At 67.2% G+C, this 18,505-nt stretch carries 18 protein-coding genes and 1 tRNA gene; 7 read left to right on the forward strand and 12 right to left on the reverse strand.

What is annotated here, in order from left to right; genetic code table 11:
• Nucleotides 1-99: 99 nt before the first annotated feature.
• A complete protein-coding gene (locus KBI52_RS06710; protein ID WP_173945271.1) occupies nt 100-1,203 on the reverse strand; it encodes a complex I NDUFA9 subunit family protein in 1,104 nt (367 codons plus the stop codon).
• 177 nt (nt 1,204-1,380) lie between these two features.
• On the opposite strand from KBI52_RS06710, the gene KBI52_RS06715 reads away from it, so the two are divergent.
• Nucleotides 1,381-1,465: transfer RNA gene (locus tag KBI52_RS06715), tRNA-Leu, on the forward strand.
• Between the two features lie 123 nt (nt 1,466-1,588).
• Here KBI52_RS06715 and KBI52_RS06720 read toward each other — a convergent pair.
• From KBI52_RS06720 to KBI52_RS06760, 9 genes are all read right to left on the reverse strand, one after another.
• A complete protein-coding gene (locus tag KBI52_RS06720; RefSeq protein ID WP_210806241.1) occupies nt 1,589-2,509 on the reverse strand; it encodes a GntR family transcriptional regulator in 921 nt (306 codons plus the stop codon).
• 156 nt (nt 2,510-2,665) lie between these two features.
• Nucleotides 2,666-3,631, reverse strand: a complete 966-nt coding sequence (locus KBI52_RS06725; RefSeq protein WP_262265617.1) for a tripartite tricarboxylate transporter substrate binding protein — start codon at nt 3,629-3,631, stop codon at nt 2,666-2,668.
• Between the two features lie 53 nt (nt 3,632-3,684).
• Entirely contained in the window at nt 3,685-6,399 is a 2,715-nt protein-coding gene (gene acnA, locus KBI52_RS06730) for an aconitate hydratase AcnA (protein WP_210806243.1), read from the reverse strand.
• 257 nt (nt 6,400-6,656) lie between these two features.
• A complete protein-coding gene (locus tag KBI52_RS06735) occupies nt 6,657-7,934 on the reverse strand; it encodes a neutral trehalase (protein ID WP_173945268.1) in 1,278 nt (425 codons plus the stop codon).
• Nucleotides 7,935-7,959: 25 nt separating this feature from the next.
• Nucleotides 7,960-9,009, reverse strand: a complete 1,050-nt coding sequence (locus KBI52_RS06740) for an ABC transporter ATP-binding protein (protein WP_210806245.1) — start codon at nt 9,007-9,009, stop codon at nt 7,960-7,962.
• A gap of 11 nt (nt 9,010-9,020) precedes the next feature.
• A complete protein-coding gene (locus tag KBI52_RS06745) occupies nt 9,021-9,833 on the reverse strand; it encodes a carbohydrate ABC transporter permease (protein WP_173945272.1) in 813 nt (270 codons plus the stop codon).
• A 44-nt stretch (nt 9,834-9,877) separates the two neighbouring features.
• Nucleotides 9,878-10,729 (reverse strand): carbohydrate ABC transporter permease, encoded by an 852-nt coding sequence (locus KBI52_RS06750; protein ID WP_173945266.1) that lies wholly within the window; start codon nt 10,727-10,729, stop codon nt 9,878-9,880.
• A gap of 66 nt (nt 10,730-10,795) precedes the next feature.
• On the reverse strand, nt 10,796-12,079 hold the full coding sequence (locus KBI52_RS06755; protein WP_210806247.1) for an ABC transporter substrate-binding protein: 1,284 nt from the start codon (nt 12,077-12,079) through the stop codon (nt 10,796-10,798).
• A gap of 67 nt (nt 12,080-12,146) precedes the next feature.
• The gene (locus KBI52_RS06760) at nt 12,147-13,154 is read right to left on the reverse strand and encodes a LacI family DNA-binding transcriptional regulator (protein WP_210806249.1); all 1,008 of its coding nucleotides are present in this window, start codon (nt 13,152-13,154) and stop codon (nt 12,147-12,149) included.
• A gap of 145 nt (nt 13,155-13,299) precedes the next feature.
• On the opposite strand from KBI52_RS06760, the gene KBI52_RS33985 reads away from it, so the two are divergent.
• From KBI52_RS33985 to KBI52_RS06775, 3 genes are all read left to right on the forward strand, one after another.
• The gene (locus KBI52_RS33985) at nt 13,300-13,593 is read left to right on the forward strand and encodes a ChuX/HutX family heme-like substrate-binding protein (protein ID WP_371823126.1); all 294 of its coding nucleotides are present in this window, start codon (nt 13,300-13,302) and stop codon (nt 13,591-13,593) included.
• Between the two features lie 29 nt (nt 13,594-13,622).
• Complete coding sequence (locus KBI52_RS06770) at nt 13,623-14,378, forward strand: HugZ family protein (protein WP_173945262.1); 756 nt, start codon at nt 13,623-13,625, stop codon at nt 14,376-14,378.
• Between the two features lie 125 nt (nt 14,379-14,503).
• Nucleotides 14,504-15,418, forward strand: coding sequence for a YihY/virulence factor BrkB family protein (locus KBI52_RS06775; RefSeq protein ID WP_210806251.1), 915 nt, complete (start codon nt 14,504-14,506; stop codon nt 15,416-15,418).
• A gap of 153 nt (nt 15,419-15,571) precedes the next feature.
• Here KBI52_RS06775 and KBI52_RS06780 read toward each other — a convergent pair whose 3' ends face one another.
• Nucleotides 15,572-15,736 (reverse strand): hypothetical protein, encoded by a 165-nt coding sequence (locus KBI52_RS06780; protein WP_210806253.1) that lies wholly within the window; start codon nt 15,734-15,736, stop codon nt 15,572-15,574.
• Between the two features lie 234 nt (nt 15,737-15,970).
• Here KBI52_RS06780 and KBI52_RS06785 point away from each other — a divergent pair, with 234 nt between their 5' ends.
• On the forward strand, nt 15,971-16,453 hold the full coding sequence (locus KBI52_RS06785) for an Hsp20 family protein (RefSeq protein WP_173947039.1): 483 nt from the start codon (nt 15,971-15,973) through the stop codon (nt 16,451-16,453).
• Between the two features lie 75 nt (nt 16,454-16,528).
• Nucleotides 16,529-17,044, forward strand: a complete 516-nt coding sequence (locus KBI52_RS06790) for an Hsp20/alpha crystallin family protein (RefSeq protein WP_210806255.1) — start codon at nt 16,529-16,531, stop codon at nt 17,042-17,044.
• 68 nt (nt 17,045-17,112) lie between these two features.
• On the opposite strand, the gene KBI52_RS06795 is transcribed toward KBI52_RS06790, so the two are convergent.
• Nucleotides 17,113-17,664, reverse strand: a complete 552-nt coding sequence (locus tag KBI52_RS06795) for a sigma-70 family RNA polymerase sigma factor (protein ID WP_173947041.1) — start codon at nt 17,662-17,664, stop codon at nt 17,113-17,115.
• Nucleotides 17,665-18,053: 389 nt separating this feature from the next.
• Here KBI52_RS06795 and KBI52_RS06800 point away from each other — a divergent pair, with 389 nt between their 5' ends.
• A complete protein-coding gene (locus tag KBI52_RS06800) occupies nt 18,054-18,434 on the forward strand; it encodes a response regulator (RefSeq protein WP_210806257.1) in 381 nt (126 codons plus the stop codon).
• Nucleotides 18,435-18,505 lie beyond the last annotated feature (71 nt).

Genomic DNA, 18,505 nt, shown 5'->3' on the forward strand with positions numbered 1-18,505 from the left:
CTGACGCGGCCCTTCGGGTCCACGGTGAACGATGCGCCGGCCAAGAGAGGGAGCATCGGATCCGATCCCAAAAGTGGGTCCACTCTTGGGTCCGATGCTCTAGCGGCTCGACGCCTGGCCGACGGCCGGGCCCGAAGCCCGCTCCGGGTGGAAGTCGGACCCAGGCCCGCCCGAGCGGGGCGCGAGCAGGTCCGGGGTGGTCGTCGTGGCATTGCGCTTGAGGTCGAACTGGCCGGTCTTCCGGAAGCGCAGGAGATAGCTCGGCACGATCGCCTCGATGGTGGTGGGCGCAAGACCGAGGCCCTGGAGCGTGCGGCCCTCGCGGACGGCATCGTCCGAAACCACGTTGTCGGACTCGAGCAGGATCGCCTGGTCGCGGGTGGTCACGAGCTCGTTCGGGATCAGGCCGAGGGTCGCCCAGTCGAGCGTACCGAGGACGCTGCCCATGGTCCTGGCTAGGTTGCCCGGCAGGGCCACGATGGCGCGCTTGCGTTCGGTGACCTCGAAGACGAGTTCCATCATCTGGCGCATGGTGCGGATCTCGGGGCCGCCGAGCTCGTAGACGCGCCCGCCCGGCACGGCACCGTCCACGGCCCGCAGGACGGCCTCGGCCACGTCGCCGGCATAGACCGGCTGGAAGCGGGTCTCGGCCCCCGGCAGAGGCAGCACGGGGAGCATGCGGGCGAGCGTGGCGAAGCGGTTGAAGGAGCTGTCGCCGGGTCCGAACATCAGCGAGGGGCGCAGGATCACCGCATCCGGCCGCTCCGCCAGCAGGGCAGCCTCGCCCTCGGCCTTCGTGCGGGCATAGGCCGATTCGGAATTCGCCTCGGCTCCGATCGCCGACACATGGGTGAAGGACACGGCCTTGCGGGCGAGCCGCGCGATCATGGCGGGCGCCTGGGCCTGGAGCGCGTCGAAGCGCTGGCGGCCGGTTTCCTGCAGGATGCCCACCAGATTGACCACATGGTCCGCCCGCGCCACCGCGTGGGCCACCGAATTCTCGTTGCGCAGATTGGCGTGGATCGGATGGATCTGCCCTACCTTGCCCAGAGGCAGGAAGTTCGCGAGGTTCGGCTGGCGGGTCGGCACGAGGACGCGATAACCGCGCTCGGCCAGGCGGCTCACCACGTAGCGGCCGAGAAAGCCCGATCCGCCGAACACGGTGACGGTTTGCTGCTCAGGCGTGCGAAGGGCACCGATCATGAAACTCTCCTGCCCGGCGAAGGGCTTGCATGGAGCTTGGGTGTGGACGTCAGAATGTCTCTAGTCAAACGCCGCTTCCCTGTGAAGAGGTGCATGGGAAGAAAGCGCATCGGTCGCATTTTCAGTGATTGACGTGCCGCCAGAAGCACCGTAAACGAAGCCTCGCCGACGAGGCATGCCCAGGTGGCGGAATTGGTAGACGCACTGCTTTCAGGTAGCAGCGGGTAACACCGTGGAGGTTCGAGTCCTCTCCTGGGCACCATCCCTCTCTCGAGGGTTCGATCCGCGAAACGAGGCGGATTCATCTTCTCCGAAAAAGTAAATCGCCCCGACGGGCGCCCGCCGTGTCCAGGGCCCTTGTCTCTGTCCCGTCCGTCGGCTCACCTCACCGTTCCAGGATCGGCCGGATCTCCTGAAGGTTTTCGATCGTGTGCTCCAGGTGACGCCGGAGCATCTCCGAGGCGTCGGCGTTCCGGCCGCGTTCCAGGAGGTCGAGAATCTGAAGGTGCTCCTCGCATTGCCGGCGATAGCGCTTGCGGTCGATCATCGACCGGTAGGAGAGCAGGCGGCGGACGCGGTTGATGCGGCGCACGGCCTCCAGGAAGAACGGATTGCCGGAGGCTCCGATGATCGCCTCGTGAAACCTGACGCCGCGCTCGTGAAGGGCGTCCGCCGTGTCGGTCTCGATGGCGCCGTCGAGAAGCCGCAGCTCCGCCTCGCGGCAGCGGGCTGCGATCTCGGGATCGAGACGGTAGCCCGGCTCCAGCAGCGCGGCGGGTTCGAGGGCGAGGCGGACCCGGTAGGTCTGCTCCAGGCTCTCCGGCGTGGTCAGCATCGGCGAGAACGACCAGCCGTAGCCGGGGCGGCGCTCGGCCCAGCCTTCCTGGGCGATCCGGCTCAAGACCGCGTTCAGCTGCGCCTTCGTGGCCCCATAGGCGTCCTTGAGATAGGCCTCGGAGGCAGGATCGGGCAGGCGGCCGTGAAGGTGGTCCTCGGCGATCCTGAAATAGACGTCTGAGGCCTCGTCCCTGGGCGCCAGACCGAGGGTCTCCGGCGATGCATCCTTGGCGCTCGAGACGAAATATCCGCGGTTGCGTTCGTGGAGGAGGACCCCCTTGGCGGCCAGCAGCTGCAGGGCCTGGCCGACGGGGAAGCGGGAGACGTTGAACCGCTCCGCCAGCCCCTGGGCCGTGAGATGCGTCCCGACCGCCAGCCCGCCGTCCCGGATATGGTCGAGGATCTGAGCGGCGAGCCCCTCGGTCAATTCGCGCTTTCCGTTGACCGCACGCTCATCGGCTGCACTCATGACCACATCCTCGGACGCACTCGTTTCGATGGTTCGACCCTCGTTTACCCGAAGTGTCGCGGTCAGGGTACTCTCGCCATCGCTCCGTCGTGCGCCGAAGGGCCGACTCTCGGCCGGGAAGGGGAGCCCTGCACGGGCTCCCCGGGGTCTTGGTGCTTACGACTTCACGAGACCGATCGACTTCAGGACGTCGCCGACGCGAGCCTGCTCTTCCTTGAGGAAAGTCTCGAAAGGCGCCCCCGCCAGGTAGAAATCCTCCCAGCCGCGGGCTTTCAGGATCTCGGCCCATTCCTTCGACTTGACGAGCTTGTCGATCGTCTCCGCATGGGCCTTCTTCTGGTCGGCCGTGATGGCGGGCGGCGCCATGATGGCGCGCCAGTTCACGACCTCCACGTCCATGCCCTGCTCCTTCAGGGTGGGAACGTCGGCGCCGGCGAGCCGCTTGCCGGACGAGATCGCGAGCGCCCGCAGCTTGCCGGCCTTGATCTGGCTCTCGAACTCGCCGTAGCCGGACACGCCGGCCGTCACCCGGCCGCCGAGCATGGCGGCCAGCGCCTCGCCGCCGCCCGAGAAGGCGATGTAGTTGACCTTCGAGGGCTCCGAGCCTGCCGCCTTCGTGAACAGCGCTGCGAGAATATGGTCCGCGCCGCCCGCCGATCCGCCGGCCCAGGTCACCTTGGCCGGATCCGCCTTCACGGCCTCGGCCAGCTCCTTGACCGACTTGATGGGCGAATTCGCCGGCACCACGATCACCAGCGGATCGCCCGTGAGGCGCGCGATCGGCGTGACCTGGTCCAGGTTCACCGGCGCCTTGTTGCTCAGGATCGCCCCGATCATGGTGATGCCGTTGACCATGAGCTGGCTCGGATCGCCCTTGGCGGTGTTGACGAACTGGGCAAGCCCGATGGTGCCGCCGGCGCCCGTCACGTTCGTGACCTGGACACTCTTGGCGAGGCCCGTCTGGGTGAGCACCTGCTGGATCGAGCGCGCGGCCGAGTCCCAGCCGCCGCCGGGTCCGGCCGGGGCCATGATCTTGAGTTCCTGCTGGGCGAAGGCCGATGACGCGACGAGCGTCAGGGCGGCGAATGCAACGCCGCGGATCGTCTTGGTGAAGTGGCTCACGAGTTCCTCCCTTTAAGGTTGCGTGAGGGGTGACCGCGAAGCGGGGTTGCCGCTCAGGGTCTGGTGGTCGGCGAAGCCTCTCGCCGGGTGTTTTCACCGGTGTCGGTGAAGTCGGGGGCGGGCGTCTCGCGGCTTGTGGCCTCCGCGTTGACGACCCGCTGCAGGATGAGCGGGATGATGCCGCCGCCGCGCAGGATCTCGACCTCGAGACCGGTCTCGATGGCGGCCGTGGCGATGAAGGTCTCGCTCGCGCCCGACGCGCGCCGGATCGTGACCGCCACGGAGCCGCGCGGGCTGAGCGTTGCTGCGTCGGCTTCGATGAGGATCCGGTCGTTCGGGCGCAGATGCAGGGTATTCGGATGCCGGTCCTCCGGGAGCCGCAGGGGGAGGACGCCCATGCCGATCAGGTTCGACCGGTGGATGCGCTCGAAGCTTGAGGCCAGCACCGCGCGGGCGCCGAGCAGCGCCACGCCCTTCGCTGCCCAGTCGCGGGACGAGCCCATGCCGTAACGCTCGCCGGCCACCACCACCACGGAGTCGCCCTCCCGAGCATAGCGCTCGGCCGCCCGATAGAGCGGCAGGTGATCGCCGGATCCGGCGTGGATCGTGAAGCCCGGGGCGATCTGTTCATCGAGCAGATTGCGCACGTTCTTGTTGGTGAACAGGCCGCGCACCATGGCTTCCCAATTGCCGCGGCGGGAGGCGAAGACGTTCAGGTCGCGGCGGTTCTCACCGCGCTCGACGAGATATTCCGCAGTCTCGCCCGTTGGTGGAATCTGACCGGCCGGGGAGATGTGGTCCGTGGTGATGTCATCGCCGAGCACGAGCAGCGGATGGGCCGCATAGGTGCCGAGCAGCGTGCCCTTGCCGAAGCCTGCGAAGGGCGGACGGCGGATATAGGTCGAGCCCTCGTTCCACGGGAAGAGGGGCGTGGCGGGCGCGTCGAGCACCCGCCACGCCTCGCTCGCCTCCGCCTCATCGTACGACATCTCGTAATCGGCGGCATCGATGGCTTTGCTGAGCGCCACATCGATCTCGTCGCCCGTCGGCCAGAGATCGGCGAGACGAATGTCCTCGCCCGCTGGCGAGCGGCCGATGGGATCGTTGAGGATGTCGCGGTTGACGTCGCCCGCGAGAGCGAAAGCGACGACCAATGGTGGCGAGGCCAGGAATCCGGCGTCGAGCTGAGGATGTACGCGGCCCGGGAAGTTGCGGTTGCCCGACAGAACCGCGACGGGGAGTATGCCGCGCTCCGCCATCGCCTGTTCGATGACCGCCGGCAGGGGACCGGAATTGCCGATGCAGGTGGTGCAGCCATAGCCGACGATGCCGAAGCCGATCGCCGCCAAATCGTCCAGGAGACCGGCGCGGCGCAGATAGCGCTCGGCGGTCGGCGAGCCCGGCGCCAGCGAAGTCTTCACCCAGGCCGGCGGCATGAGGCCGAAGGCGCGTGCCTTGCGGGCCACGAGGCCTGCGGCCACCAGGAGGCGCGGATCGGACGTGTTGGTGCAACTCGTGATCGCCGCAATCGCCAGGGAGCCGTCTCCAAGCTCGCCCTCCGCGACCGGACGGCCAGCAAGCATCGGGGCGAGGGCCCCGACCGTCGCGCCGGCCGGAATGCGGTCCTGGGGCCGGCGCGGTCCGGCGAGGCTGACCTCGACCTCGCCGAGATCGATATCGATGGTGTCGGTGAAGCGCGGCGACGCGTCGGGATCGAACCACAATCCCTGCCGCTTGGCATATTGCTCCACGAGGTGAACATGATCGGCGCTGCGGCCCGTCTCGCTCAGGTAGCGCAGCGTCTGGGCGTCGATGGGAAAGAAGCCGGAATTGGCGCCGAACTCCGGGGTCATGTTGGCCACGACCGCGCGGTCGCCGGCGGACAAGGTCGACACGCCCGGCCCGTAGAATTCGACGAAGCGGTCGGCCAGATCGATGCGCCGCAGGCGCTCGGTGACGGTCAGCGCGAGGTCGGTCGCGAGCACGCCCTGCTTGAGGCGGCCGGTGAGGCGCACGCCGACGATGTCCGGCACGCGGATCATCACGGGCATGCCGAAGAACACGCTCTCCGCCTCCAGGCCGCCCACGCCCCAGCCGAGCACGCCGATGCCGTTGATCATGGGCGTGTGGCTGTCGGTGCCGATCAGGGTGTCGGGCATGGCCCAGGCCACGCCGTCGCGCTCGGCCGTCGTGACCACGTTCGCCAGTCGCTCCAGGTTGAGCGTGTGCATGATGCCGGTGCCCGGCGGATGGACGCGGAAGCCGGTCAGGGTGCGGGCGGCCCATTTCATGAAGCGGTAGCGCTCGGCATTGCGCCCGTATTCGCGCTCCATGTTGCGCCGGAGGGCGTCGGGTGAGCCGAACACGTCGACGCCCAGCGAATGGTCGGTCGACACGTCCACCGGCAGCACGGGATTGAGCCGGCCCGGATCATGCCCGGCCTCGGCGAGCGAGGCGCGCATGCCGGCGATGTCCACGAGGGCCGGGCCGCAGGTGGTGTCGTGCATCATGACCCGGCCGGGCAGGAACGGGATCTCCGCCTCGCTGCGTCCGGTCCGGAGCCAGGTCAGGATCGCGTCCCTGGCCCGCGGAGCGTCCTCGCCCGCGTTGCGCAGGACGTTCTCCAGCAGGATGCGAAGTATGTGCGGCAGCCGTTCGAGTTGGCCTCCGGCGGCCTCGGGAAGGCCGACGATCCGATGCGGCCGTCCGTCGACGGCGAAGCTCGTGACGAGGGGTCCAAAGGGTCTTGGTGTCGGCTCATCGGACATGAACTGACAATTGCATAATGAATCCGATAAATGCAAATAAAATCTGCATTTCAAGACGCGATTATGCTATTGTCAAAAAGGCTCCTCAAGTGTCTGACATCCCGCTGCCCTATCGGAAGGGACAGCCGCATGAAGGCGCTTCTGCCATCCACCCGCGGCCATTCCGGCGTCCTGCCCGGCCTCTCATGGGCCATTCAAACGAAAGCCGCGGATCGCAGCGCGACCGCGGCTTTTGGAATTTCCTGACGAGCCTGGGTTCAGGTCCGCCGGCCGAGCACCATGTAGGCCGCCGCCGTCCACGAGAAGGTGTCGCCGCCCAGGCCTTCGCCCGTCGTCGGATCGAAATACTCGCAGAAACCCGCATTCTCGATCGCCCGGACGGTCGTCCGCTCGATCCGGCGGGCGAGATCCTCGGCCCCGTTCAGGCGCAGGCCGTCGCAGATGAGCCAGTTGACGACCGCCCAGACCGGACCGCGCCAGTAGCGCTTCGGTTCGAAGGCGGGCGAGAAGGCGGGCGTCGAGGGCACGCCGACCACCATGCCGTCGAGCCAGCGTTCGATCTCCGCCGTAGCGGCGTCCCGCTGAGCCGCATCGAGCTCGAGGGCCACGAGCGGGATGAAAGCGGCCTGGGTCGGCTCCTCGATGTCCCGCCCCGCAATCAGGTCGAGATCGACGAAGCGTGACAGTGCCGGACGCCACCGGCCGGCGAGGCCGTCGCACAGCCTGGCGTGCATGCGCGCGAGTTCCGCCTTCTCGTCGTCCGTTCCGAGGCTCTCGGCGAGATAGATCAGGTCGGCGGTCGCCCGCGCCAGGATCGCGGTCATCTGCACGTCCGCCACCTTGAAGGGAGCGGCCGCCCATTGCCGCGCCGGGTCCCAGCCGCAATCGCGGTAGGTGTCGACCAAGTGGATGAAGCGCTGATAATCTTCGTCGCGTGGCCGCATGGAGGCGTCCACATGGCCCGTGTCCTTGCGGCGGATCGCTGTCGTGGTGGTGGTCGGCACGCGGGCCAGCGCCTGATCCCAGGCCGGCGAGTTGTCGCTGCCGCTCTCCCAGGGATGCAGGATCGACACGAGGCCGAGGCCGTCCGGATCGCGCGCGGACAACCACCAGCGGTGCGAGCGCAGGGCGGCCTGGAACAGCACCGTCGTGCGCTCCGCCGCGCCGGCCGTGCCGCTCGCGAGAGCGGCCTCGTGCACATGGCGCAGGGCCATGCCGAAGACCGGCGGCTGCGTGATGCCCGACGTCGGGACGCGATGCCGCGTGCCCCACACGTCGGGGCCCGGGAAATAGGTGTCGCTCGGCGCATGGAAAACGATATGCGGGATCATGCCGTCGTCCCACTGGCCTTCGACCAGGCGCTCCAGCTCGCGATAGGCGCGGGCGACGTCGAAGACCGCAAATCCCATGGCGACGAAAGCGGAGTCCCAGTTCCACTGGAACGGATAGAGCCGGTCGGTCGGCACCGTGTAGCCGCCGCGATCGTTGCGCGCGAGAATGGCGCGCGCCGCCTCTTCCTTCGGAAGCGTGTTCATCTCAAATGTCCTTCAGGTCGGAAAGTCAGGTCCGGGCGAGGGCGCGTCCGGTGGTGCTGTCGATCCAGGTCACGCGGGCCGGATCGACGGTGAGGCCGACGCGCTCGCCCGCGTTCACTTTGGCCGTCGGCGGCGCGACGATGCGGGCGAGCTGGCCGTCGATGGCGCCGGTCAGGAGCAGGTGCGAGCCCATCGGCTCCACGACGCGCACGTCGAAGGGAAGGCCGGAACCGTTGGGGCTCAGGCTCGCATCCTCGCCGCGCAGGCCGAGCTCCAGGTTCTCGGCCGTGGTCGGGCAGGGCAGGGCCGCATCGCCGATCCGCGCCGTGCCCTGGCTGCACCGGACCTTGATGAAGTTCATGGGCGGCGAACCGATGAAGCCGCCGACGAAGCGAGTGGCCGGCGTGGCGTAGATCTCGAGCGGCGCGCCGATCTGGTCGATCTTGCCGCCGTACATCACGGCGATGCGGTCGGCGAGACCCATGGCCTCGGTTTGATCGTGCGTCACGTAGATCGTCGTGGTGCCGGCCTCGCGCAGGACCGCCTTCAATTCCGTGCGCATCTCGAGGCGCAGGAGCGCGTCGAGATTGGAGAGCGGCTCGTCCATGAGCAGCACGGCGGGCTCGACGGCGAGCGCCCGGGCCACCGCCACGCGCTGGCGCTGGCCGCCCGAGAGTTTTGCCGGATAGCGGTCGAGATAGTTCTCGATGTGGAGCAGGGCCGCCGCGCGCTCGACCTTGCGCTTCACGTCCGCCTGCGAGGCCTTCTGCATGCGCAGCCCGAAGGCGACGTTCTCGAACACGGTCATGTGCGGGAAGACCGCGTAGTTCTGGAACACCATCGCGAGACCGCGCTTGCGGGGGCTCAGGTTGCTCACGTCCTGGCCGCCGATGACGACGCGGCCGGAGGTCTGGGTCTCGAGACCGGCGATGATGCGGAGCAACGTGGTCTTGCCGCAGCCCGAGGGGCCGAGGAGCGCCACGAACTCGCCGTCGTTGACGGTGAGCGAGACCTCCTGCAGGGCGCGGAAGGAGCCGAATTCCTTGACGACGCGGTCGATGACGATGTCAGCCATGATGGGATCCGTTACTTGCTCGCAATGCCCCACACCGCGAAGAGGTATCGTCTCACGGCGAAGATGAAGAGCACGGAGGGGATGATGAGGATGAAGCCGCCGGCGAAGCGGTAGTGAAGCGGGCTCTCGGCGAGGATTCGCAGCAGATAGGCGGTCAGCGTCCGCTCGCGCACGGTGAGGATCGAGGCCGCGAACACCTCGTTCCACGAGATCACGAAGGCGAAGATCGCGGTCGCGGCGAGGCCCGGCAGGGCGAGCGGCAGCACCACCTTCATGAAGGCCTGGAAGCGCGTGCAACCGAACACCCAAGCGGCTTCCTCGTATTCGCGTGGAATGCCCATGAACAGGCTCTGCGTGACGAGCGCCGCGAAGGGCAGGGCCAGAACCGTGTGGATCAGCGACACGCCAAAGGGCGTGTCGTAGAGCCCGATCCGGATGAACGAGACGGTGAGCGGCAGCGCCAGGATGGCGAGCGGGAAGGCGCGGGTGAGGAGGACGAGCAGGCGATAGGCGTTCTGCCCGCGGAAGGTGTAGCGCGCCAGCGCGTAGCCGGCCGGGGCGCCGAGCGCGATGGAGAACACCACCGTCAGGCCGGCCGCGATGAGCGAGTTGACAAGGGCGTTGAACACGCCCTCGATGGCGAGAAACTGGCTCATGGCCGCGAAGGACAGGTCCGAGGGCCAGATCGATTTCGGCCAGCGGAACACGCCGAGCCGCCCCCCGAAGGCGCCGAGCGCCACCAGATAGATCGGCACCAGCACCCAGGCGATGAGCACCGCGAGGCCGGTCCACAGCAGCAGGCGCCGGGCGGAGGGAAGGGCCATGCCGCGGCTCGTCGCGGCGGGTTTCGTTTCGACGGCGCTGGCTGTCATGGGAGCTGCTCCGGACGCGTTCTCAGGGCGCGCAGGTAGACGGCGGTCGCGGCGAGCGAGATCGCCATGATGAGCACCGCATAGGCGGCCGCGACGCCGTAATTCTGGTTGTCGTTCTGCCAGACATAGGCTTCGCCGGCGAGAACCGGGAAATTGCGCCCGCCGAGCGCATAGACGACGGCGAAGACCTCGAAGGCGAGCACCGTGCGCAGGATCAGGGCCGATTGCAGGCTGGGCTTCAGGAGCGGCAGGGTGATCCGGGTGAAGCGCGTCCACGGCTTGGCGCCGAAGATCTCGGCGGCTTCCGCGAATTCTTTTGGGATCAGCTGCAGGCCGGCGATCAGAATCACCAGCACGATGGCGGTGGCGCGCCAGAGCTCCGCCAGCACGATGGCGAAGAACAGGGCGACCGGCGTCTCCTGCGAAAGCCATCCGGTGGGTCCCTGGATGAGGCCGAGCGCGTAGAGCGCGGAGTTCAGGTAGCCGGTGTTCTGCAGCAGGGCGAGCCAGGCAAGGCCCGCCGCGAGATCCGAGATGCCGAGCGGAATGGTGAGCACCCACAGGACCAGGTCGCGGCCCTTGTCGAGCTTCGTCACCATGGTGGCCATGCCGAGCGCCAGCACCACCTGGAGCGGCACGACCACGAGGGTGAGCAGGAAGGTGTTCTTGACGGCGAGCGCGAAGTTCAGGTCGCCCGCCATGCGCCGGTAGTTCTCCAGCGACAGGCCTTCGCCGGCGGAGAACGACAGCCAGATCGTCTGCACGAGCGGCACCAGGAACAGCGCCGCGAGAAAGACGACCGAGGGCGCGATCAGCGCATAGGGAATCCAGGATGGGCGCGCAGGCATGAAGCCGCTCCACGGGCAGAAGATGGGGCCCGGCGAAGCGTGCTCCGCCGGGCTCGATCGATGGGGTTACTGAACCGAGCAGGCACCCTGGCTCGGCTTGTCCGGGGCCCAGCACGGTGCGCCGGTGTCCTTCATGAGCGCGTCGAGCACTTTCGCCTGGGCTTCGAGCACATCCTTGACAGGCTCGTTGCGCAGCACGATGCGCTGGAAGGAATCCATGTAGACCTTGTTGAACTCCCCGCCCTTGGCGCCGAGGCCGACGGGCAGGAGCGACACGAGCGCGTCCTTCGCGTTCTGCGTGGCCGCGACCGCGCCGGCGAGCGCCTTGATGCCCGGCGCGAGATCCGTCGGAAGCTCCGCCTTCACGACCGGGAAGAAGCCCACTTCGGCGGCGGTCGCCAACTGGGTCTGCGGCTTGGTCAGATGCTCGATCACCGCTACGGCGCCGGCCCGGTTCGGGGCGTCCTTGGGGATGGCGAGGCCGGCGATCACCGGCATGTAGCCGCGCCCCTTCGGACCGGCCGGCGCCGGGAAGGCGACGAACTGGTCGGGCTGCAGGGTGAGGGCTTCCTTCACGCGGGCGATGTGATCCCAGGCGATCCACACCTCGCCGGAGAGCAGCGGCTCCTGCATGAAGTTGTAGTTGGTGGAATTGGGGTTCGACACTGCCCACAACTCCTTCAGGGCGTTCCAGCCGGCTTCGGCGTCGGCCGACTTGAAGGTCGTGACCACGCCGCCGGTGAAGGACGGGTAGAAATAGCCCTGGAAGAACCGCGGCAGCAGGCCGGTCGGGCCGGCCGGGAAGCCGAGGCGGCGCTGGCCGGTCTTGTCGGCGATGGTCTTGCCCCATTGCTGCAGCTGCGCATAGGTGAGGCTGTTCACGTCCGTGCCTGCCGGCAGGTATTGCAGCGCCTGCTTGTTGGCCACCATCACGTAGGTGGCCTGTATCCACGGGATGTATTGCTGCTGGCCGGTGCCGAGCTTGCCGAGATCCATCAGGCTTGCCGGAATGCCGCGGTCGGTCAGCTTCGCCGCGACGTCGTCGACGGGCTGGAGATCGGCCGGCACGTGCGGCTGCAATTCGCCGTGCAGCGCCCCGACGACGCTCGCGGTGCGCTTGCCGGCCTGCGTTTCCGCCTTCATGCGCACCGCGAAGGCCGGCGGCTCGTCGACCACGTAGGTGACCTTGCCGGGAATGCCCTTCAGCAGGACCTCGCGGACCTTCGTCGCCTCCTCGATGGGACGAAGCTGGGTCGAGTAAAAGATCGTTTCCTGCGCGTGAGCGACGGTCAGCCCTCCAAACAGGGCCGCCGCGGCGGCAATGGCGCGCAGCGATACCGGATGCGTCATGTCCTTCCTCCATCGGTCCCTTCTCGGTGCCGCTCGATCCGGGTCCGGAAGATCGAGGGCATCAAACTCAGTTCGCCGGTCCGTGGGTGGCCCTCGGAACCTGCCGAACCGGCAGAATGGTCTGCAACTCGCGGGCCTCGCGGCCGCCGAGCCTTGCAAGCAGCATCTCGGCCAGCTGCCGGCCCACGTCGGGCGCGGCGATCTCCATGCTCGAGAGCGGCGGATCGGTGAATGCCGCCGACGGCAGATTGTCGTGCCCGATCACGGCGATCTCGCGCCCGGCCGCGAGCCCGCGCTCCTTGAGAGCGCTCAGGGCGCCGATCGCCATGCTGTCGGTAGCGCACAGAAGCGCGGTGGGCGGCGCGCTCTGCTGGAGCAGCCATTGCGCGGCCTCGTAGCCGCCGGCCTCTGTCGGCTGGGCGGTGTATTCGAGCCGGTCCGCTGAGCCGATATCGGCGAGGGCCGCGAGCCAACCCTGGCGGCGCAGATGGGCGAAGGTCAGATCCTGCGGGGCCGCGAGATGGGCGATCCGGCGATGACCCAGGGCGGCGAGCGCGCGGGCTGCGTCCCGGAAGCCGGCCTCGCCGTCGCCGTCGATGAAGGCATGCTCGTCGGGGCGGGCCGTGCGGCCATGGGTCACGAACGGGATGCCGCGTTCCTTCAGAAAGGCCACGCGCTCGTCCTCGAGCCGCGTACGCACCACGATCACCGCGTCGGCGCGGCGTCCGTCGAGAAGCCGCCGGTAGGTGTCCATCTCACCGGCGCGGCCGGCGGTCGGCAGCAGCATCAGGTCGAGCCCCTCCTCGGCGAGCCGCTGCCCGCAGGCCGCCAGCATGTTGAGGAAGATCGGAGGTCCGAACCGGCCCGGCTCCGTCGGCAGGGTCACGGCCACTGCCTCGGCCTTGCGGCGCCGCAGGCTGCGGGCGGCCGGATTCGGCCGGTAGTTCATCGCTCGCGCGGCCGCCTGGACGCGCTCGCGCGTCGCCGGCGCCACGTCGGCATAACCGTCGAGGGCTCGCGAAACCGTCGTGATCGACAGGCCGAGCGATTGCGCGAGAAGCTTCAGATTGGACACGGGGTTCACAATCTCCTGATGCCTCTAACTAGATCTCCAAAACGTTTTGGGAAGTCAATAATCCCGGTCTCAGCCCTTGGTATAATGTTCGGAACGTAAGGGCAGCGTCCCGTCCGAAACTCCGGACGGGGCTGCTTCAACATCCATGGCGACAGCCCGATCGGCGGGCATCTCAGGCGGGATCGCCGCTTTCGTCGACCGGCCGTTCTTCGGCAAGGGCTCCTGCTCGGTGCAGTTCGTCAATGAGGACGGCGGCGCGATGTTCAAGGTCTTCGTCGGACGTAACGAGGATCGCAGCCTGAAGGGAGACCAATCCGCCCGAGTCACAGGGCTTCGCGAGCGACATCGCCAGGGCGTCGGCCCCCCTCAACCGGAGACGACGCCGAGCATCGGGATCGGACGTGGTGTTCACTTTTGGTTCCGATGCGCTAGGGTATGACCGGGATAGCGAGAACTGGAGGATGCGGGATGGCGAAGGATCCGATTCTGCCTGTCGACGACGAGGCCCGCACCCTCGCCAAGAAGCTCATGCGGACCGCCCGCTCCGGCGCGCTCGCCACCAACGATCCCGACACCGGCATGCCGTTCGCCAGCCTCGCCCAGGTGGGAACGGATCTGGACGGCGCGCCCGTCATTCTCACCTCGCAGCTCTCGCTGCATACGAGGCTGATGGAGGCCGATCCGCGCTGCTCCCTGCTCCTGTCCTCCATCGGCAAGGGTGACCCGCTGGCACATCCGCGCCTGACCCTGCAGGCGACGGCCGAGCGGCTCGACCGGGAGACGGACGAGGCGAAAAGCATCCGCCGCCGCTATCTGCTGCAGCATCCGAAGGCCGAACTCTACGTCGACTTCCCGGATTTCAGCTTCTGGCGCCTCAAGGTGGCGTCCGGCAGCCTCAATGGCGGCTTCGGCCGGGCCTACCGCATGACGGCCGAGGATCTCCTCACCGACATGGCCGAGTTCTTCGATTTCTACGACTTCGAAGCCGAGGCGGTCGCGCACATGAACGGGGAGCACGGCGATGCGGTCGCGCTCTACGCCACGCAGCTCTGCGGCGCCCGCGAGGGGGCCTGGCACCTGATCGGGATCGACCCGGAGGGCCTTCAGCTGGCCCTGGGCGACGAGATCCTGCGCCTGTCATTCCCAAGGCCCCTGACGGGCCCGCACGAGGTCCGCCCCATGCTCATCCGCCTCGCGAACGAGGCCCGCAGCCGCATCGCCTAGGCCGCCTCGGCCCGGACCGGTGAGACACCGTGGGGCTTGCCATGCCCTGCCCGGGCCCGCATCAAGGAACGGGACCACGCATCATCGCCCGCACGGTCCACCGATCCACGATGCCCAGGCCGACGATGCGACCGATCCCCCTTCCGTCCCGCGCTCGATCCATCTTCGCCGCCACGGCCGATGCGGGGTCGCGCTTCGCGCGCAACGACGGCCTCGCCATGGCGAGCCATGTGGCGCTCTCCCTGGTCATAGCGCTGTTTCCGTTCCTGATCTGCGTCGCCGCGCTGGCAGCCTTCCTCGGGGCCGGGAGGATCTCGACCCATATCGTTCATCTGCTTTTCGACTTCTGGCCCGAAGGGGTCGCCGGACCCCTGGCCCGGGAGGCCGACAAGGTTCTGATCCCGCGCCGGAACGTCCTGACAATCAGCATCGTCCTGACCCTGCTCGTCGCCACCAACGGGGTCGAGAGCCTGCGGGTCGCCCTGTGCCGGGCCTACGGGGTCGAGCGGTTCCGGCCGTGGTGGCAGGCGCGCCTCATCGGGATCGGCTTCATCCTGATCGGCGCGGGCGCGCTCGTCGCCTCTTCGGTCCTGGTCGTCCTGTGGCCGTCGATCTGGCGGTGGGCCTTGTCCTACATGCCGGATCTCAGAGGGCTCGGCCCGACCTACGACGTGGTGCGCTACGGCCTGGCGTCGTTCATCCTGGTGGCGGGCCTCGCCGCGACCCATCTCTGGCTGCCCGACACCCGGCCGCAGTCGCGGGACGTGGTGCCGGGCATTGCGGCCACCCTGGTCCTGTGGCTCGTCGGAGCGAGCCTGTACGGCGAGTTTCTCGCCACCATGACCCATCTGAAAGCCACTTATGCGGGTCTGGCGGGCATCCTGACCGCGCTGATCTTCCTCCAGATCTCGGCGGCGATCTTCATCTTCGGGGCCGAGCTCAACGCGGCGCTGCGCCGCCGGAGGACATGCGGTGAGGGGGCGCGCAAACCGGTGTCCGCATCCCAGGACGGAGAGCCGCTGTCCGTCGCGTCGCTCTAAAGCCTCGGACCCGAAAGTGGACTTGCGCTTTTGGGATCCATCCGATGCTTTCGTCTTGAATGAGAGCATCGGTCAGAACGGACCCGAAGGGCCGCGTCAGCGAAAACCGGATCCACTTTCCGCTGACGCGGCTCTCTGGGTCCGTCCGATGCTCTAGGAGCTCACGCCTTCATCCCGCTTTCGCTCGCAGTCCCGCTTCGGGGTCTGCTGAGGAGCCTGCTGCTGCTGGGCGATGGTCGTCTCGTCGCGGGAGATATCCGCCGCCGGGGACGGGGTGGCGAAGGCTGTCAGGACGGCAAGGGAGAGAATGCGGAGCATGGTCGGTCTGTCCTTGGTCGAAGCGACCCGATGCTAAGGGGATACGGCCCCGATGGCCAGCGGGTTTCAGGAGACGATGCGAGCGATGCCGCTCGGGCGTTCGGAGCCCTCTTGAAATCCGAAAAAAGCGTTCCTACCATCAATATTGCCGAGGCCTTTCAGAGGCTTGGCATTACGGGCGCCGGCGGGTGTCCGGCGCTCTCACGTCCATGTTGCTCAATGGAGGATATGGTGATGAGAACAGCCTTCGACTTCTCTCCCCTGTACCGTTCGACGGTCGGCTTCGACCGCCTGTTCGACATGCTCGATCAATCGTCCCAGATCGAGCCCATGACCAACTGGCCGCCCTACAACATCGAGAAGGTGGGCGAGGACCAGTATGTGATCACGATGGCCATCGCGGGCTTCGCTCCGGACGAGATCGAACTCACCCAGAAGGAGAGCCAGCTCCTGGTGGCCGGTCAGAAGAAGGGCTCCGAAGAAGGTCGGCAATATCTGCATCGCGGCATCGCGACCCGCGCCTTCAAGCAGACCTTCAACCTCGCCGACCATGTGAAGGTCACGGATGCGCACCTCGAGAACGGCCTGCTCACGGTCGATCTGAAGCGCGAAGTGCCCGAAGCGCTCAAACCGCGCCGGATCGAGATCAATGCCGGCGCCGACGCGGCACCGGCTGGCCGGCCGCCGCAGCAGATCGAGCACGGCAAGGCCGCCTGACAGGGGCCGTGCCACAGGCAGCGCCGGTTCAGCACTGGCGCTGCCGCACCATCTGAGCGAAAGGAGGATGACACCATGAACATGCGCGATCTCATTCCCTGGGGTCGCAACCAGCAGACGACCCCGAGCCGCTATCGCGACGAGGCCGATCCCTTCATGACCCTGCATCGCGAGATGAACCGGCTCTTCGAAGACGTTTTCCGCGGCTTCGACATGGCGCCGCTCGGCAGCATGAACCGGATGGCGACCTGGCCGCATGTGGAAGTCGTCGACAACGACAAGGATGTCCGCATCTCGGCGGAGCTTCCGGGCCTTGAGGACAAGGATGTGGAGGTCCTGATGGGCGACGGCGTCCTCACCATCCGGGGCGAGAAGAAATCCGCGATCGACGACAAGGAGCGCGCGTTCAGCGAGCGGCACTACGGCCGCTTCGAGCGCCGCATCCCGCTGGCCTGGGAGGTCGAGGAGGACAAGATCGACGCCAGCTTCAGGAACGGCGTTCTCACCGTCACTCTGCCCAAGGCGGCCGAGACTCGCCCGGAGGTGAAACGCATCGCGATCAACCGCGCGGGCGACGAAACCAAGCATTGATCACGGATTGGGAGCGCCCGGACGGGCCGGGCGCTCCCTGGTTCCGTCATACCGATCCGTCGCTCGGGTCAGAGCGACGCATGCATGAACAGCGCCGCCTTCACGAGATCGTCGGGGCCGAGATCGTCCTCGGCGTCGAATTTCAGCATCTCCACGAGGCGGTTGCGGGCGCGGTTGATCCGGCTCTTGATGGTTCCGATGTTGGTGCCGCAGATCCGCGCCGCCTCCTCGTAGGACAAACCCTCCGCGCCGACGAGCAGAAGCGCCTCGCGCTGGTCGACCGGGAGCTTGCCCAAGGCTTTCAGCATGTCGGTGAAATCGAGCCGCGCGCCCTGCTCGGGCATCACGGCGACCTTCTCGGCCCAGGATCCCTCCGGATCCTCCACCTCGCGCTTGTTCCGACGGGTCTGAGTGAGAAAATCGTTGCGCAGGATCGTGAAGAGCCAAGCCTGCATGCTGGTGCCGGGCTGGAACTTGTCGAGATTGCTCAGGCCCTTGAGAAGCGTGCTCTGGACCAGATCATCGGCCCTGTCGACGCTGCCGGACAGGGATATTGCGAAGGCCCGCAGATGGGGAGTGGCATTGAGCATCTGCTGCTTCAGGGAGTTTTCGACCGACACTCTTCCAACTCCTCAAATTCGGACCTGTAAGAAGACCCTCCCCGGCGGGCTGCCGCATTAACCTATGCGAAGCCTGCCGCTCTTTGTGATGTCTGCCTTCAAGCTTGGCTTTAGCACGGGCCAACGGGCAAGGGAGAATATTCCCGTCCTGTCGGTCTTCACGAAAGTGTGCGCGCCGCAGCACCGGCGGCTCATGGCGGCTCTTTGGTATAAGCTTGTCCTTGGAAAGCCGGTTCTGCAGCCAAGATTCACATGCATCAATGAAGCGGACTCCGGGCCATCGTAGACAAGGCGCAAGAGGGATGCGCTCCCGATCATTCGTCGCCCGGCTCCTCTGCCCATGCGATCGACGGAGCCTGCTCCCCGGCCCGAAACGGACAATGGACGCCATGACTCAGACGCGCTGCATGATTGTCGAAGACCAGGCGTTGATCGGTATGTCGCTCGAGGCCTTTCTCGAGGATGCCGGCTTCGCGGTCGCCGGGGTGTTCATGAGCAATGTCGACGCCCTGAAATGGCTCGAGAGCGACGCGCCGGACATCGCCATCCTGGACATCATGATCAAGGACGGCACCTCGCTTGAGATCGCCCGTGCCCTGAGGAACCGGGGCGTGCCCTTCACGGTCTATTCCGGCCTGCCGGCGAAAGCCGACTGCCCGCCGGAGCTGCGGAACGTGCCCTGGCTCGAAAAGCCCGTCAGCCGGGAAACCCTTATAGGCGTGCTGGGTCGGCTGATCGGCCCCGGCGACAACGAGATCATCGTGTCCTAGAGCATCGGACCCACTTTTGGGTCCGATGCTCCCACCTCTTTGAAGAGCGCATCGTTCATGCGGAAAACCGG

It is taken from the genome of Microvirga sp. HBU67558, assembly GCF_018069605.1.
In the GTDB taxonomy this organism is placed as follows: domain Bacteria; phylum Pseudomonadota; class Alphaproteobacteria; order Rhizobiales; family Beijerinckiaceae; genus Microvirga; species Microvirga terrae.